Genomic DNA, 14,808 nt, shown 5'->3' with positions numbered 1-14,808 from the left:
GTTACCAGCCCATAAATACCATACCTGCGCCACAGATAAAGATGGTGAGGCCGCCTAAGGCATGGAGGTAGCGCTCCAGTTTGCCTGTTTTTAAAAATGATATTCCATAGAAGCCTAATGTTACCATTAACATCATTGTTAACAAGGTGATTATAGTATATACCATTATCAAAGCGAGCAGACCTATTCCGGAGTTTTTGGCAGCAGGGAAATAAAGTAAAGGAATCATGGGCTCGCAGGGACCTAATAAAAAGACCAGGAACATTATCCATGGGGTTACTCTATGTTTCTCTTTTGGAGCAACGATCTCTCCGTGCTTGTGCTCGTAAACGTAAACCGTTCCATCATCATAGATATCGAAGTGCTTATGTCTTTTATTTTGTCCTGCTTTATAGATACCCCATACACTATATAAAAAACCGAACACTAATAAGACCCAACTGGCCAGGCTGCCACGTACCGATTCCAACCCACCTACTTTTGAGAGCGACCACCCAAAAGCAGCACCGCCTAAACCAAGCAATACAGAACTCCATACATGTCCACAACCACAGATGGCAGTCCACACCAGGGTCCGGGCAAAGGACCAGCCTCTAGCTTTCGATAAAGCAATAAAAGGCAGGTAGTGATCAGGGCCAGAAAGCGTATGCAGGCATGCGATTGTTGTTGCCGCTATCATCAGCATGTATATATCATTCGGCATAAATGCGGGATTTGGTGAATGGTGAATGATCTTGATTCATGCGTGATTCGATTAATTGAGCAATCTGCTCGAGGCAGTTGTGCAATTGTTCACCTTTGTAACCCAGAAGACGGACTGTTAATCCGTTTACAGGAAGTAGGGAAACGCCAAAACAAACATCCTGTTCCCTGCTTAACAGCCCCGATATTTCGTTATAAAGATCCTTGGTATTGACCTTTTCATTTATGAAGATGAAAGATGCCTGATGAGTATATCCTTCCATTTGTCCTATAACGCCAACATTCATTACAGCAGGTTGCAGGAACAGGTTTTCTTTTACTATTAACTTTCCCTGTTGAAATATTTCTGTTTTATTATGGTAGCGTGTAAAACTGAAGGACTCTCCATTTAACTGGCGGCCACAGGTCAACACTTCACCCCATATCAGTGAGCAACCTGCGGACAGGAAAATTCTATTGTGGGATGTAAAAGATGAGGACTTGTGTGGAACAATGGGATGAGGCAAATAAGACAAAGAGGAAATGTCTGCCATGTACACCTCCATGGTTTGTACAGCTCCCGTTTTCATTTGAAACAAACGCTGGTAGGATTGTGTTTTTATTTCAACGGCGGTAGCTTCAGCCAGTTCCACTTTGATATTATACCTATCACCATCCAATACACCAGGAGACGCGCTCATGATCATCAATTGGAGCTTCTCTGCTGTTCGGTTGATGGTAATATTGGCCAGCTTAAAAGGTGGGGTATTATATACAGATTTCAGGAAAGTTCGTCCATTTTTTCTGCCGGTTGCGATATGTAATTCACCATTCATCGCCACAGTTTTGGTTCCTCCACTTCTTCTATCAGCGCATATTTTCGGATCCAGTCTATTACAGCTTCCAAGCCATCGCCGCTCATCAGATTCGTAAACACAAAAGGGTTGCCCTTGCGCATTTTACGGGCGTCCCGTTCCATCACTTCGAGGCTAGCGCCTACATAAGGAGCCAGGTCGATCTTATTGATCACAAGGAGGTCGGAGCGGGTAATGCCGGGCCCACCTTTGCGCGGGATCTTATCTCCTTCTGCCACATCGATGACGAAGATGGTAAGGTCGGCAAGGTCTGGACTGAAAGTCGCCGAGAGGTTATCACCACCGCTTTCAATGAAGATGATTTCTACATCGGGAAAACGGCTGGCCATTTCTTCCACCGCTTCCAGGTTCATACTGGCGTCTTCCCGGATCGCAGTATGCGGACAACCACCCGTTTCCACACCAATGATACGATCAGGAGAAAGCAGGCTATTCTTTGTCAGGAACTCTGCATCTTCTTTTGTATAGATATCATTGGTGATTACGCCGATGCTGTAACCGGACATCATCCTGCGCGACAGCCGTTCGATCAAGGCTGTTTTTCCTGACCCAACTGGGCCGGCGATGCCGAGCTTTATGTAATTTCTATCGGACATTGTTTGTTATTTGATGGTGAATGGGTTTAAGACATATAGAGCCGGGTGTATAGTTGTTCGTGTTGCATGGAACGGATATCGAAGCCGTTGCAGCAGAGGCCTAAAAGGTCTCTGTCAGGATTCATTGATTTTTGGGCTAAGTCATGAATTACAGACTGAAAAGAAAATAAGATTTCCTGCCCTTGTTGTTGCCCCAAGGGAACCAATTTCACACAGTTTGTAACCATGCCCGTTGCCGCGTTGTAGTAAAAGCCAGCGAGCGCATCTTGTTTTGGTATATTAAAGATGAATGCCAGCAGGCCAAATACTATACAGTAGTGGCCAAATGCTTTGCGTGATGTTGTCTCTTTACGGAATTGTTGTAGTATCACATCATTATGCATTGGTGAAAATATTTTCAATAGACGCATACCCATTTTCAAACTGGCCTCTCTCAACTCCCTTGGCAATTTAACAGCATTACATTCTTCATCCAGTTCTAATACTTGTTCTATGTTTTTATGTGCGATTGAATCATAAGCTAATGAAACAAAGGCTGCATCTGTAAAGTGAATATTTTGCGTCAGCATTTGCAATACGAAGTCTTTTGCAGATGCAGCATCATGTACAAGTTGCTTTTGCACGTAAGTTTCCAGTCCGTAAGAATGAGAAAACCCACCAACAGGAAGCGTTGGGTCGGTTAATTGTAACAGACGTACCAGGTTGGTGTTACTCATTGGAAGAAGCGTTTGTGAATTGCAATATTTTAGAGAACAAACTTCCACTACCTGTATGAGCATGTGGCGATACAGTTGTTTTTAATTGGTATAGCAACCGGCGCACCTGCACTTCACATTGAAAACCTAAAGCCTGCAACATGCGGTGCAAAGGTGCTTCGTAAGGTATGAGCAATTCATCATCCTGGAAAAAGAGCGGCAGGTGTTTGTTGCCTATTTCATAACAGGCCAATGCCATTTCATACATGGTTTTTGGTTGAATCACCAATACATCACATGGCTCAATCTGCACAACAATCAAGCAGTGGTCATCTTCGTACAATACATCATCCTGTTGCAGTTCAGGTCTTTCCTTCAAAAATTTCAATATGACCTCCCTACCCTGTGCTGTACGTTTATGCAGGATCCGCTTTCCCTTTTCAAACCATTCCAGGCATAAATGGTCAATGGTCCTTGCGCCTATATCAAATGAGGTCAACGTTCCCAATTTCTCCCTGATGATCATATACTAATATTTAAACCTAATTAATACGTAAGGCTTCATTAGAATAAAAAGTATCGTTGTGCCAGAGGAACAACCGCAACGGGCTCGCAGGTGAGCAAGGTACCGTCTACACGTACTTCATAAGTTTCGGGATTTACATCAATTTGCGGTGTGGCATTGTTGTGTATCAAATCCCGCTTCGCAACTGTGCGGCAGTTCTTCACAGGAAGGACAGTTTTTTGTAAACCATATTGCTGTACGATTTGCTTGTCTATAGAAGCTTGCGACACGAAGGTGATACAGGTATTAAACAGCGCCTTCCCATGTGCACCAAACATGTGGCGGTATATGATTGGTTGTGGCGTTGGAATTGAGGCGTTGGGATCGCCCATTTTTGAGGCAATGATCATTCCTCCTTTGATGATCATCTCGGGCTTTACACCAAAGAAAGCAGGCTTCCATAAAACCATATCTGCCAGCTTGCCTTTTTCCATAGAGCCAACATGTTCTGCAATGCCATGAGTAATGGCAGGGTTGATGGTATACTTGGCTACATAACGTTTGACACGGAAGTTGTCATTGTTATTTGCCTTGTCTTCTTCCAAGAATCCTCTTTGCAATTTCATTTTATCAGCGGTCTGCCAGGTGCGAATGATCACCTCGCCTACCCTGCCCATTGCCTGTGAGTCGGAGCTCATCATGCTGAACACGCCCATATCGTGCAGGATATCTTCTGCAGCAATGGTTTCCGGCCGAATCCGGGAATCAGCGAACGCAACATCCTCGGGCACAGAGCTGTCCAGGTGATGGCATACCATCAACATGTCCAGGTGCTCGTCAATCGTATTGACGGTATAAGGACGTGTAGGATTGGTAGAAGAAGGTAAAACGTTGGGATACATAGCTGCCTTGATAATATCCGGCGCATGTCCACCACCGGCACCTTCTGTATGGTAGGTATGAATCGTGCGGCCATTGATTGCATTGATCGAGTCTTCAAGAAAGCCAGCCTCGTTTAAAGTATCTGTATGGATAGCAATCTGCACATCGTATTCATCCGCCACTTTCAATGCAGCGTCGATGACAGCAGGTGTTGAACCCCAGTCTTCGTGAATCTTCAATCCTAAAGCACCAGCTTCGATCTGTTCTTTTAACGGAGCCGTTGTCGCGCAATTACCTTTTCCCAGAAATCCAAGGTTCATAGGGTAAGCATCTGCGGCTTCCAGCATCCTGCGGATGTTCCAGGCGCCAGGTGTAACGGTAGTAGCAGAGGTGCCATCGGCAGGACCAGTACCACCACCAATCATAGTGGTAACCCCACTGAATAAAGCATGGTCAATTTGCTGGGGACAAATAAAATGTATGTGTGCATCAATACCACCAGCAGTAGCAATCAAGCCAGCACCGCCGTGTACTTCAGTAGAGGCACCAATAATCATATTCTCATCTACACCTTCCATTGTATCGGGGTTGCCAGCTTTACCAATCCCTACAATCTTGCCATCTTTAATACCAATATCTCCTTTCACAATGCCCCAATGATCAATGATGATCGCACTGGTGATCACCATATCCAATACACCTTCAGCACGCGTAGCTGTGGCTGATTGAGCCATACCATCGCGTATGGTCTTACCACCACCAAACTTACTTTCATCGCCGTATACGGTATGATCTTTTTCAATTTCAATAACCAGGTTCGTATCCCCTAAGCGAAGTTTATCACCAGTTGTTGGTCCGTACATGCTTGCATACCTTGCACGGCTTATCTGAAGACTCATAAGCTTGTGTTTTTGAAGTTAGCCGAAGACAATTTGCCCATTGCGGACTCTTTTCTTCCATTATCCTGAATACCACCATCTACCAAGTTGTTGAAACCAAATATTTTCTGATTACCACCAAAGCTTACCAACTCCACTTCCTTTTCTTCACCTGGTTCAAAGCGAACAGCTGTACCTGCAGCTATATTCAGACGCATGCCATAGGCCTTTTCACGATCAAACTCCATTTGCCTGTTGACCTCAAAGAAATGGAAATGAGAACCAACCTGCACAGGCCGATCACCTGTATTTGTCACGCTAATCCTTTCCACCCTTCTCCCCTGATTACATTCGATATAACCTGAAGCCAAAATGTATTCTCCTGGTATCATATGCCTGAGTTTTAATTAACGGATTGGATTATGAACAGTTATCAGTTTTGTACCGTCAGGGAAGGTGGCTTCAATCTGAATTTCATCTATCATTTCAGCAACGCCCTCCATGACATCATCCTGAGACAGCAGCGTGGCGCCATAATGCATTAATTCGGCCACGGACTTACCATCCCTGGCAGCTTCCTGCAATTGGCTGCTAATTAGTGCTACCGCTTCGGGGTAGTTTAGTTTCAGTCCCCTATCCTTACGTTTTTGAGCCAGCTCACCAGCCAAGTAAAGGAGCAGTTTTTCGGTTTCCCTTGGAGTTAGGTGCATAATTGGAGCATTAAATATTATGAAATACTGTGTCCGACAATACAGTTGAAAAATGTTTATATATGGCTTGATCCATTACCAAATTAAATCATTACAACAAACAAGCATTAAGCTCAGCAAAACATCAGCACAAAATACCATTAAAATAAATTCATCAAAAAGAAAATATACACATAACAATTTTATTTACAATAAATAATATTACCACAAACTATTATATCTAGATATTTATTTAATTTTGAGTCCTCTCCAATCCACTCCCTTTTAATTTTCGTATCTCTAACGAATACCGGCCAGCCACCATTTACTATTCATAATCCGTATTCCTGAATACGATACCCGTATGAATTCCCCGGGGATCATTTTTCCTTTGAGAAACTCTTATCTATTTATTTATTAAACCTATAGCCATGAAAGAAAACACCAGTCAGTTCAGATGGTTGAATTGGGGAGTTTCGACTATCATTTTACTACTCATTACAGCAGTTCTCAGTTCATCAAGTCACCGTGAAGCACCTCTCATATCCAATGACCCTGCTGCTGATAACACCGATCTGTATGCGTATCGCGATCCCAATCAACCTAACAAGATCAACATCCTTGCGATGTATATACCTTTTCAATTACCACAAGGTGGTCCCAACTATTACCAGTTTGGAGAACACATCCGCTATGAAATTCATATAGACAACAATATCAGCACTAAAGGTGATGATATAATTTACCGCTTTACTTTCAAAAAAACCAATGAAGATCCCACAACATTTTTCAACATCCGACTAGGAAAGGAAAACCTTAAAACCACATACACGTTAGAACGCAGTACTAATGGTGGCTCTTCTTTTAGCACGATCATCACCAATGGCATTGTGCCTCCGCCCAATATAGGCCCCAGAAGTATTGAAAGTCCAGTTGGGCTCAATGCACCCCGATATTCAAGACTATTTGAGAATGGTGTATTCACTGCAACGAGCGGTGAAAAAGTGTTTGCCGGCACAGCTGATGACCCATTCTTTGTAGACCTAGGTGGCGTATTTGACTTGGGTGACCTACCCAGACAAAAAGGCAAACCAATGGATGGGGTTGCCTGTAAGAACGTTAGCGTCCTGGCTCTCCAAGTAGATATTTCCACACTTCAAAAAGATCATAAGTCAGTATCGCAAGCTAAAAACATATTAGATCCTGATTTTGTTATTGGTGTTTGGGCTTCAGCCAGCAGACGGAAGATCAGGGTTCTCAACGGAAACGGCTTAGGTACTGAAAGCCATAGCGGGGAATGGGTACAGGTTTCACGCCTTGGCATGCCATTAACCAATGAGGTGGTCATTCCTATAGGTTACAAAGATCTATGGAATGCCATTACTCCATATGAAGACCTGGCAAAACTCAATGTATTTGGCAATTTCTTTTATAATCCCGAATTAGCCCTTTACATGGATGACAGCCAGTTTGGGCCTGCCATACCAGCTTTTTCCAAACTGCGTATTCAAAGCAATTCACTTGGAGCATTTGATTTCCGCAACTTCAAAAACGGCTTGTTCGGACTAAAGGGCACCTCGGCCGTTGCGGGTACAGCCCTGGACGATGCCATATTCGGTACTTTATTATTACCTGGCGCTGGCAAACCCCGTTCGGTGGATCTATGGCCGATTTTTAATACGGGCGTTCCTAATCTTAAACCTTATCAACTTGCCACAGGAAAAGGAGGCAATCCGCTAGCAGCGGGCAAGCCTTTCATTAACAACTTTTTGCCCAATGGCGGTGATATGTTGCGTTTGAATATGGCTGTTCCTCCCACACCACGTAACAGCGGTGATTTTAATGCAGAAGGGTTAATAAAAGCAGTTGTACTGGGTTTGACAAGGCCAGCCTACAACAACACTTCCCTGCAATGGATCCCGAATATGGATGGATTCCCTAATGGAAGAAGACTAGAAGATGACATTACCAGGATAGAATTACAAGCTGTAGGTGGTATTGTACTTGCGTCTCTCGGTTTGTGGTATGATGACTTTACTCCAGGAGGCAATCCACTAACGCCAAACCTGTTGAATGTACTTACCTATACAACAGGCGTAGAGAAAAACGATACCTCTTTCAGAAGGACCTTCCCATACGTGCAATTGCCATGGCCGGGCACATGTGCATGCGCAGGGACACCAGTAGAGCAAACTAAGGATCTTAATACCATTCAAAATCAAAGCACCATTGTCAGTGATCAAAAGCTAAACATAGCAACTCCAGAAGTGTTTGCGTCAGCATCTCCCAATCCTTTTGCCAACAGTACGACCATACGATATAAAGTCGACAGCAAATCGAATGTGGCGATCATCATTTATAATTCTAACGGGCAGCAAGTAAAATCATTGATGAACAAAAGCCTAGAAGCAGGGGTTCACACTCTTGACCTGAATGGCTCAGCACTTCCTTCCGGTACTTACTATATTCAGGTTATTAAGAATGGCAACATCAAACAAACAATTTCTATTGTTAAAGAGTAAGCCGAATCCAGTTAGAGCTTTAGGTTCCAGGAAAGATATCTGGAACCTAAAGCTCTAACTATAAAATTTTCACTTATGAGCAAAAAACGATTATACCTAGCCCTTATCATACTATTTGTTGTATTGGCAGGTTTTATTGTTGTGAAATACAACAAGGGTAAAATCACAGAGCAGCTTACCTTTTATACGTTACTCGATAGAAAAGGCGATTTGGCAAGGGCGCCTGAATGGGCATCAGTCAGATCCCATGCTGAACACCTGATCAAAACAGTACGGATCAACCCTGATGACAGAAAAGCATCTATAGCTTTAGCAGCTTTATTTATCCAGGAAGCAAGGGCAACAGGAAATTATGCTTATTATGATAAGGCTGCCTTGAAGTATGTTGAATATGTTTTAAAAAATGAGCCAAACAACTTTCAAGCATTGATGTTCAAGGCCATCATACTTGCCTCACAGCATCATTTCAGAGAAGGTTTGAAAGTAGCAGAACAAGCACGAAATATTAATCCTTATAATGCTTTTGTATATGGAATCATTGTAGATAGCCATGTAGAACTTGGAAATTATAAAGCGGCCATTGACAATGCAGACAAGATGGTATCCATACGACCTGATATACGTTCTTACTCCAGAATAGCTTACCTGCGCGAGATCTTTGGTGATTTCAGGGGTGCCATGGAAGCCATGCAAATGGCCATAGATTCAGGCATTCCAGGAGATGAAGGAACAGAATGGTGTCGCGTTCAATTAGGCCGGCTTTATGAAAAAACAGGGGCTTTAGATACAGCCAACTTACTATACCAAGCAGCTTTGCAATACAGACCATCCTACCCTTATGCTTTGGGCGGCCTGGCAAGAATTGCGCTTGCTTCAAAGAACTATCGTCAAGCAGAAAAACTTTACCTTGAAGCCAATGCAATGATTTCCGATTATGGCTTCAGGGAAGAATTGGCTGAAGTTTATGATCAAATGAACCTATCTCAAAAGGCAACCAACACCAGGAAGGCTCTTATTGAAGAAATGCTCAAAGAATCATCCGGTAATACTAATAGCAGCACCCATGGACATTATTCGGATGGCGAGTTAGCCAAGGTTTACATCAAAGCAAAAGATTACAATAATGCCCTTGAACATGCCTTGCTGGAATATAACCGCAGACCTGGTAATATTGAGGTAAACGAAACACTCGCCTGGGTGTATTTCAAAAAAGGAGATATATCTAAAGCAAATCGACATATTACAACAGCTCTAAAGACAGGCAATAAAAACCCGGTATTGCTATGCCATGCCGGCCTGATTGCGGCCAAAGCAGGAGCAAACAATAAAGCCAAAGCATTGCTAGAACAAGGTTTAGCAAACAACACCTTTATGGATCCCGAATTAAAGAAGGAGAGCATTGATGCACTTGCTGCCTTGCATTAGAAAACTCTATACGTATGGTTTAACCCTTGCATTATGTTGCCGTTTTCATCATCCATTTTGAATCATTACAGCAAACATTGTTGTTTATTGCTAACAGGCATCATTATTACCCTGCCGCTATTTGCCCATAACATCAATTATGTATTGCAGCATGCTCCCAGTACTGATGTTATCTGGAATTATTTAAAATTGGGCATCACACATATCATTCCTTATGGATTAGATCACATATTATTTATTACCAGCCTGTGCCTTTTAAACGCAAAGTTTAAAACTATTTTATGGCAGGCAACAGCTTTCACAGTTGCACATACCATAACACTTACGTTGAGCGTACAAAACATCTATGTAATGCCCGGTGCCATTGTAGAACCGATCATCGCCCTTTCTATTGCATTTGTTGCGCTTGAGAATTTATTATTACAAGATTTAAAGCCATGGAGAGTGATCCTCGTGTTCCTTTTCGGACTCATTCACGGAATGGGATTTGCTTCTGCACTCAATGAAACGGGGCTACCACCCAACAGAGTATCGCTCTCTATAGCATCATTTAATATTGGCGTAGAAATAGGCCAATTCATTGTGATCGCTATGGTATTTGCACTGCTGATCATTCCTTTCAGAAACAATATTCGGTTTAAAAAAGTTGTTGTGTATCCTCTATCTGTTTGCATTGCGCTGATTGCCACCTATTGGATGATTGAAAGGATTTTTACATAGGGTATTTATTCTTTATTACCTTCAAGCATTAAATGTCAATTAAACAACTAACATGTTTCCATTGAAGAAGTCTCATTTAATCCTGCAAAGTACCCTACTATCAATTTTAATTAACATGTCGATTGAGGGGAATTCTCAAACACCAGAAAAGTTCTTTCCAAAGAAGGACCTTATGACCATAGGTTCATATTATTATCCAGAACAATGGCCTCACCAGTATTGGGAAAGAGATATCAAAAAGATGGCGGAAGTAGGATTTGACTTTACGCACTATGGCGAATTTGCCTGGACATTTATTGAACCGGAAGAAGGTAAGTTTGATTTTAAATGGCTTGATGAAGCCGTTGCATTAGCCCATCAAAATGGTATCAAGGTGATCATGTGTACATCCACGCCAACTCCTCCCGCCTGGTTAGCTCAAAAACATCCGGAAATTTTAATGGTGAATGATAATGGTATTACTATGCAACATGGCTCCAGGCAACAGATTTCCTGGTCGAGTCCAGTGTACAGGCAATATGTAGAACGCATGGTAGAAGCCATTGCCAAACATTATGGGAATGATCAACGCATATGGGGATGGCAGTTAGATAATGAGCCATCACATTATGGCCAATACGACTACAGTCCTGCTGCACAGGAAAGTTTCCGCAAGTGGCTGCAAGCAAAATACAAGAACATAGATGCACTTAATGCAGCCTGGGGTACTGCCTTCTGGAGTATCAGGTATTCCGATTTCGGCCAAATACGCATTCCTAATCAAAAAGAACTCATCGCACAACCGAGCCCGCATGCGGTGCTGGACTTTAAACGTTTTTCAGCAGATGAAGCTAACGACTTCTTAGGCTTTCAATACAAGATATTGCGCAAATATATTTCTCCTGATCAATGGATCACCACCAACCTTATGCCGGAACACGTAGATGTAGATCCAACCCGCATTACCAGCCTTGATTTTCTTACTTATACCAAGTACCTGGTAGCAGGTTACGATAAAGGCGTCGGCTCACAGGGTTTCCGTATGGGATCACCTACCAGCATAGCTTTTGCCAATGATCTTTTCCGCTCTCTGAATGGAATCACAGGTGTTATGGAGCTGCAACCAGGCCAAGTGAACTGGGGCAAGTTCAACCCCCAACCCTTGCCAGGAGCAGTACGGATGTGGATATGGCATGCCTTTGCAGGCGGCAACAAGTTTGTTTGTAACTATCGCTTCAAGCAGCCTTTAACAGGAGGAGAACAATACCATTACGGCATTATCAGCACGGATGGGGTTACCCCCAGCACCAGCGGTCTTGAATACATCAATGTGATCAAGGAGATGAAAGGGCTGCAAAAGCAGTACGATCCGAATGCAGTCATGCCAACGGCATACAGCCGGCGTTTAACCGCAGTTTTATACAACCCGGATAACCGCTGGGAAATGGATAATCAACCACAAACCAATCAATGGAGTTTCATGCAGCACCTGATGCGTTATTATGGTGCACTGAAACAATTTGGCGCCCCTGTAGATGTTATTACTGAAGACAAAGATTTTTCCAAATACCCCGTAATGGTAGCACCTGCCTATGAACTGTTGGATGCCAAGTTGGTTGAACGCTGGAAGCAATATGTTCAGAATGGAGGTCATCTAGTGCTTTCTTCCCGTACCGGTCAGAAAGACCGAACAGGTAAGTTGTGGGAAATGAAATGGGCTGAGCCTATCTATGAACTAATTGGTGGGAAAGTTTCTTTCTACGACCTGTTACCAGATTCTGTAACGGGTACCATCAAAGCAGGAACACAAAGCTACAAATGGAACAACTGGGGTGATGTATTAGAAGCTAATCCGGGCACTGAAGTCTGGGCAACTTACACCAACCAATTTTATGCCGGCAAGGCGGCAGTTATTTCACATAAACTTGGTAAAGGGACAGTTACTTATATCGGTCCGGATACAGATGATGGAGCACTTGAAAGAGATGTATTGCGAAAGGTATACCAACAAGCCGGTATCTATACAGAAAACTACCCACAAGGAATAGTGGTTGAATGGCGTGATGGTTTTTGGGTGGGCATGAATTATTCGGATCATAATTATCCATTAGCCATACCCGCAAAAGCAAAGGTGTTGCTAGGCAATAAAGTCCTGAAACCGGCAGAGGTGGTGGTTTGGAAGGAATGAAAAGTTGATCGAGCAACTTCTCGAAACTCAGATGGATTCAGTATTATTTTTAAACCTGTTCCCGGCAATCAATATACCGGGAACAGTCCTCTATCAGACTTTACCGTACAATACTATAACCGTTCAGCGGCCCATCTTTTTTCAATTATGTTGAAATATTATGATATTGGGATGATTTGCATATAATACATTTTATACTCATACGATCAAGAAGTCTGCAAACACCTTTTACCAAAGCATTATGAAGGAATTCATTATCTTTACTTGCAATACAATATACTCGCCCTTAGCAGACTAGATAATCTTTCTCCACCGCAAGCTCATCCAGTCTACAGAATGATGAGCATATAGCATTCCGTTTCTCCTTGTCATTAATCAAGATCAGCGTTTACGTATTTTCCAAAAAAATAACAAACTGTGGTCTAAAAAATATTCAGGAAGAAACAATTGTATCAATCGTTTAGCCGAAAAATTTAAAACCAAAAGTTATTTATGAACATCTATTTTTCAAAAGTTATAAAGGTTGGCGATAAACAAAGAGAGTTTAATTTCAGAAAACTTCCCGGTAATTCGCAGACAAGTTACCATGTAGACGTTACAGATGATAAAGGGACCAGGCTAGTTTTTAGCATGTATAAAGACGCTTCAGGACGTTGGCATACCTCAGCCCAGACGCTACCAATTTGGATCCACAATGCAGAAGAGATACTCGGAAACGTGATTGAAGAAGAAACAAAAGATTTTATCTCTTTACATAACAAACAATAAACTCAAGAATTATGAACATAGAAGAAATTGAAAAATTTTTAAAAAGAGACAAAATAGAACCGGAACAGTGTATCAAAATCAACTTTAAAAAAAGAGATTCTATCTACGGCATCTTCGTTGAAAGCAATGATTATAATGATCTGAAGTCAAAAAACTTCTGGCGGATTGTAACCCAAACTCACTTTGATCAGTGGCATAAAACTAAAGATATTAACCTGGCTAAAATCTTCAATGGATCAGAATTCTCCAGATTAGTTTTATATAAAGAAGCTTTCGAAGAGTAATCATTTTTAATAAAAAACAGCAATTATGAACATAAGTATATCCAATTTAGATCAAGAAGTTACAAACGAGCAATTAATAAACTTATTTAAACAATATGGAGAAGTTAATACTGCAGAAGTAGTTTTGGATGTTTTTACAGGGCAATCCAGAGGATTTGGTTTTGTTGAAATGAGCAACGACGAGGAGGGACAGAAAGCTATCAACCAGTTAAACAACTTTGAGTTTAAAAACCGTGCTCTATCTGTTGCAGTTGCACAGCCAAAGGAGGAACAAAAAGGCTCTTATGCAGTGGGCAACGGATCTCAGAAGAGTTATGGGATTTTAAGAAATAATGGAAACAAAAAGAATAAAGGATCGAGAAGAAGAATTTACTAATCAGTACGTTTTTCATTCAGGTTATTATCATTTTATGATCTGACCATTCACCTTTGACCATACACTTTTCACGTTTACACACTGCCATTGGCGCGTATAGAAGGATCATGCCAAGGAACAAGGATCACTTACATGTTATGTATTGCAAAATAAGTTGAACGTGCCAGATACCTTAACAAATAATATGCTTTACATTTTCATTTACCATTCATTAATATCTTATCTTTAATAAATCAATTTGAGTCTCGCATCTAGTAACTGTACAATTAATCTGTTAAGTTTTACTTCTACTCGTTAGTTTTCTTTACATTTTGCTTCGCCTCAGACTATTCAATTATTTTTTAAATTAACACAATGAACATTTACATTTCAAATCTAAGCTTCGACATGCAGGATGATGACTTAAAAGGATTTTTTTCTGAGTATGGCGAGGTTTCCTCTGCCAAAGTCATTATGGACAAATTCACCAATCAAAGCAGAGGATTTGGCTTTGTTGAAATGCCTAACCAAGAAGATGCAAAAAAAGCAATTTCTGCATTAGATGGTAAAACTGTTGATAACAGGGTTATCAAAGTAATGGAAGCCAGACCAAAAGAAGACAGGCCTGCGCGCAATAGTGGCTTTAATAGCGGTTTCAAAAATAAGTGGTAAATTATAATAGCATTTAAAGTTTTATAAAAGCCCGGGTGACCGGGCTTTTATTTTTTTATTACTAAACTATCAATTGAAATTGATATTAATGATT

General features: G+C 41.7%; 16 protein-coding genes. 8 read left to right on the top strand and 8 right to left on the bottom strand.

Annotated features, from left to right (window positions below; translation table 11 throughout):
• Nucleotide 1: 1 nt before the first annotated feature.
• Genes OCK74_RS10920 through ureA form a run of 8 tightly spaced genes read right to left on the bottom strand, consistent with a single transcriptional unit; the run spans nt 2 to nt 5,822 of the window.
• Nucleotides 2-703 (bottom strand): hypothetical protein, encoded by a 702-nt coding sequence (locus OCK74_RS10920; protein WP_279297071.1) that lies wholly within the window; start codon nt 701-703, stop codon nt 2-4.
• Nucleotides 693-1,517: an urease accessory protein UreD gene (locus OCK74_RS10915; protein WP_279297070.1), complete on the bottom strand. Its 825-nt coding sequence runs from the start codon at nt 1,515-1,517 to the stop codon at nt 693-695. The genes OCK74_RS10920 and OCK74_RS10915 overlap by 11 nt, the downstream gene beginning before the upstream one ends.
• On the bottom strand, nt 1,514-2,152 hold the full coding sequence (gene ureG, locus OCK74_RS10910; protein WP_279297069.1) for an urease accessory protein UreG: 639 nt from the start codon (nt 2,150-2,152) through the stop codon (nt 1,514-1,516). The genes OCK74_RS10915 and ureG overlap by 4 nt, the downstream gene beginning before the upstream one ends.
• A 26-nt stretch (nt 2,153-2,178) precedes the next feature.
• Nucleotides 2,179-2,868: an urease accessory protein UreF gene (locus tag OCK74_RS10905; RefSeq protein ID WP_279297068.1), complete on the bottom strand. Its 690-nt coding sequence runs from the start codon at nt 2,866-2,868 to the stop codon at nt 2,179-2,181.
• Nucleotides 2,861-3,373 carry an urease accessory protein UreE gene (ureE, locus tag OCK74_RS10900; RefSeq protein WP_279297067.1) on the bottom strand — a complete coding sequence of 171 codons (513 nt, stop codon included), beginning with the start codon at nt 3,371-3,373 and terminating at the stop codon, nt 2,861-2,863. Before ureE ends, OCK74_RS10905 begins: the two co-directional genes overlap by 8 nt.
• A 38-nt stretch (nt 3,374-3,411) precedes the next feature.
• Nucleotides 3,412-5,133: an urease subunit alpha gene (gene ureC / locus OCK74_RS10895; protein ID WP_279297066.1), complete on the bottom strand. Its 1,722-nt coding sequence runs from the start codon at nt 5,131-5,133 to the stop codon at nt 3,412-3,414.
• Nucleotides 5,130-5,504: an urease subunit beta gene (gene ureB, locus OCK74_RS10890; protein WP_279297065.1), complete on the bottom strand. Its 375-nt coding sequence runs from the start codon at nt 5,502-5,504 to the stop codon at nt 5,130-5,132. Before ureB ends, ureC begins: the two co-directional genes overlap by 4 nt.
• A gap of 15 nt (nt 5,505-5,519) precedes the next feature.
• Complete coding sequence (gene ureA, locus OCK74_RS10885; RefSeq protein ID WP_279297064.1) at nt 5,520-5,822, bottom strand: urease subunit gamma; 303 nt, start codon at nt 5,820-5,822, stop codon at nt 5,520-5,522.
• Nucleotides 5,823-6,232: 410 nt separating this feature from the next.
• On the opposite strand from ureA, the gene OCK74_RS10880 reads away from it, so the two are divergent.
• The 8 genes from OCK74_RS10880 (at nt 6,233) to OCK74_RS10845 (ending at nt 14,714) form a co-directional block, all read left to right on the top strand.
• Nucleotides 6,233-8,323: a DUF4331 family protein gene (locus OCK74_RS10880; protein WP_279297063.1), complete on the top strand. Its 2,091-nt coding sequence runs from the start codon at nt 6,233-6,235 to the stop codon at nt 8,321-8,323.
• A gap of 75 nt (nt 8,324-8,398) precedes the next feature.
• A complete protein-coding gene (locus tag OCK74_RS10875) occupies nt 8,399-9,748 on the top strand; it encodes a tetratricopeptide repeat protein (protein WP_279297062.1) in 1,350 nt (449 codons plus the stop codon).
• A 33-nt stretch (nt 9,749-9,781) separates the two neighbouring features.
• On the top strand, nt 9,782-10,468 hold the full coding sequence (locus tag OCK74_RS10870; RefSeq protein ID WP_279297061.1) for a HupE/UreJ family protein: 687 nt from the start codon (nt 9,782-9,784) through the stop codon (nt 10,466-10,468).
• A 172-nt stretch (nt 10,469-10,640) separates the two neighbouring features.
• Nucleotides 10,641-12,635, top strand: coding sequence for a beta-galactosidase (locus OCK74_RS10865; RefSeq protein ID WP_279297060.1), 1,995 nt, complete (start codon nt 10,641-10,643; stop codon nt 12,633-12,635).
• 492 nt (nt 12,636-13,127) lie between these two features.
• The gene (locus OCK74_RS10860; RefSeq protein WP_279297059.1) at nt 13,128-13,403 is read left to right on the top strand and encodes a hypothetical protein; all 276 of its coding nucleotides are present in this window, start codon (nt 13,128-13,130) and stop codon (nt 13,401-13,403) included.
• Between the two features lie 11 nt (nt 13,404-13,414).
• A complete protein-coding gene (locus OCK74_RS10855) occupies nt 13,415-13,687 on the top strand; it encodes a short-chain dehydrogenase (RefSeq protein ID WP_279297058.1) in 273 nt (90 codons plus the stop codon).
• 25 nt (nt 13,688-13,712) lie between these two features.
• Nucleotides 13,713-14,063 (top strand): RNA recognition motif domain-containing protein, encoded by a 351-nt coding sequence (locus tag OCK74_RS10850; RefSeq protein WP_279297057.1) that lies wholly within the window; start codon nt 13,713-13,715, stop codon nt 14,061-14,063.
• Between the two features lie 354 nt (nt 14,064-14,417).
• Nucleotides 14,418-14,714 carry an RNA recognition motif domain-containing protein gene (locus OCK74_RS10845; protein WP_279297056.1) on the top strand — a complete coding sequence of 99 codons (297 nt, stop codon included), beginning with the start codon at nt 14,418-14,420 and terminating at the stop codon, nt 14,712-14,714.
• Nucleotides 14,715-14,808: the final 94 nt, after the last annotated feature.

It is taken from the genome of Paraflavisolibacter caeni, from assembly GCF_025628885.1.
Taxonomy (GTDB): domain Bacteria; phylum Bacteroidota; class Bacteroidia; order Chitinophagales; family Chitinophagaceae; genus Flavisolibacter; species Flavisolibacter caeni.
Note: the sequence above shows the minus strand (reverse complement) of the source record. Positions and strands in the feature narration are given on the sequence as shown.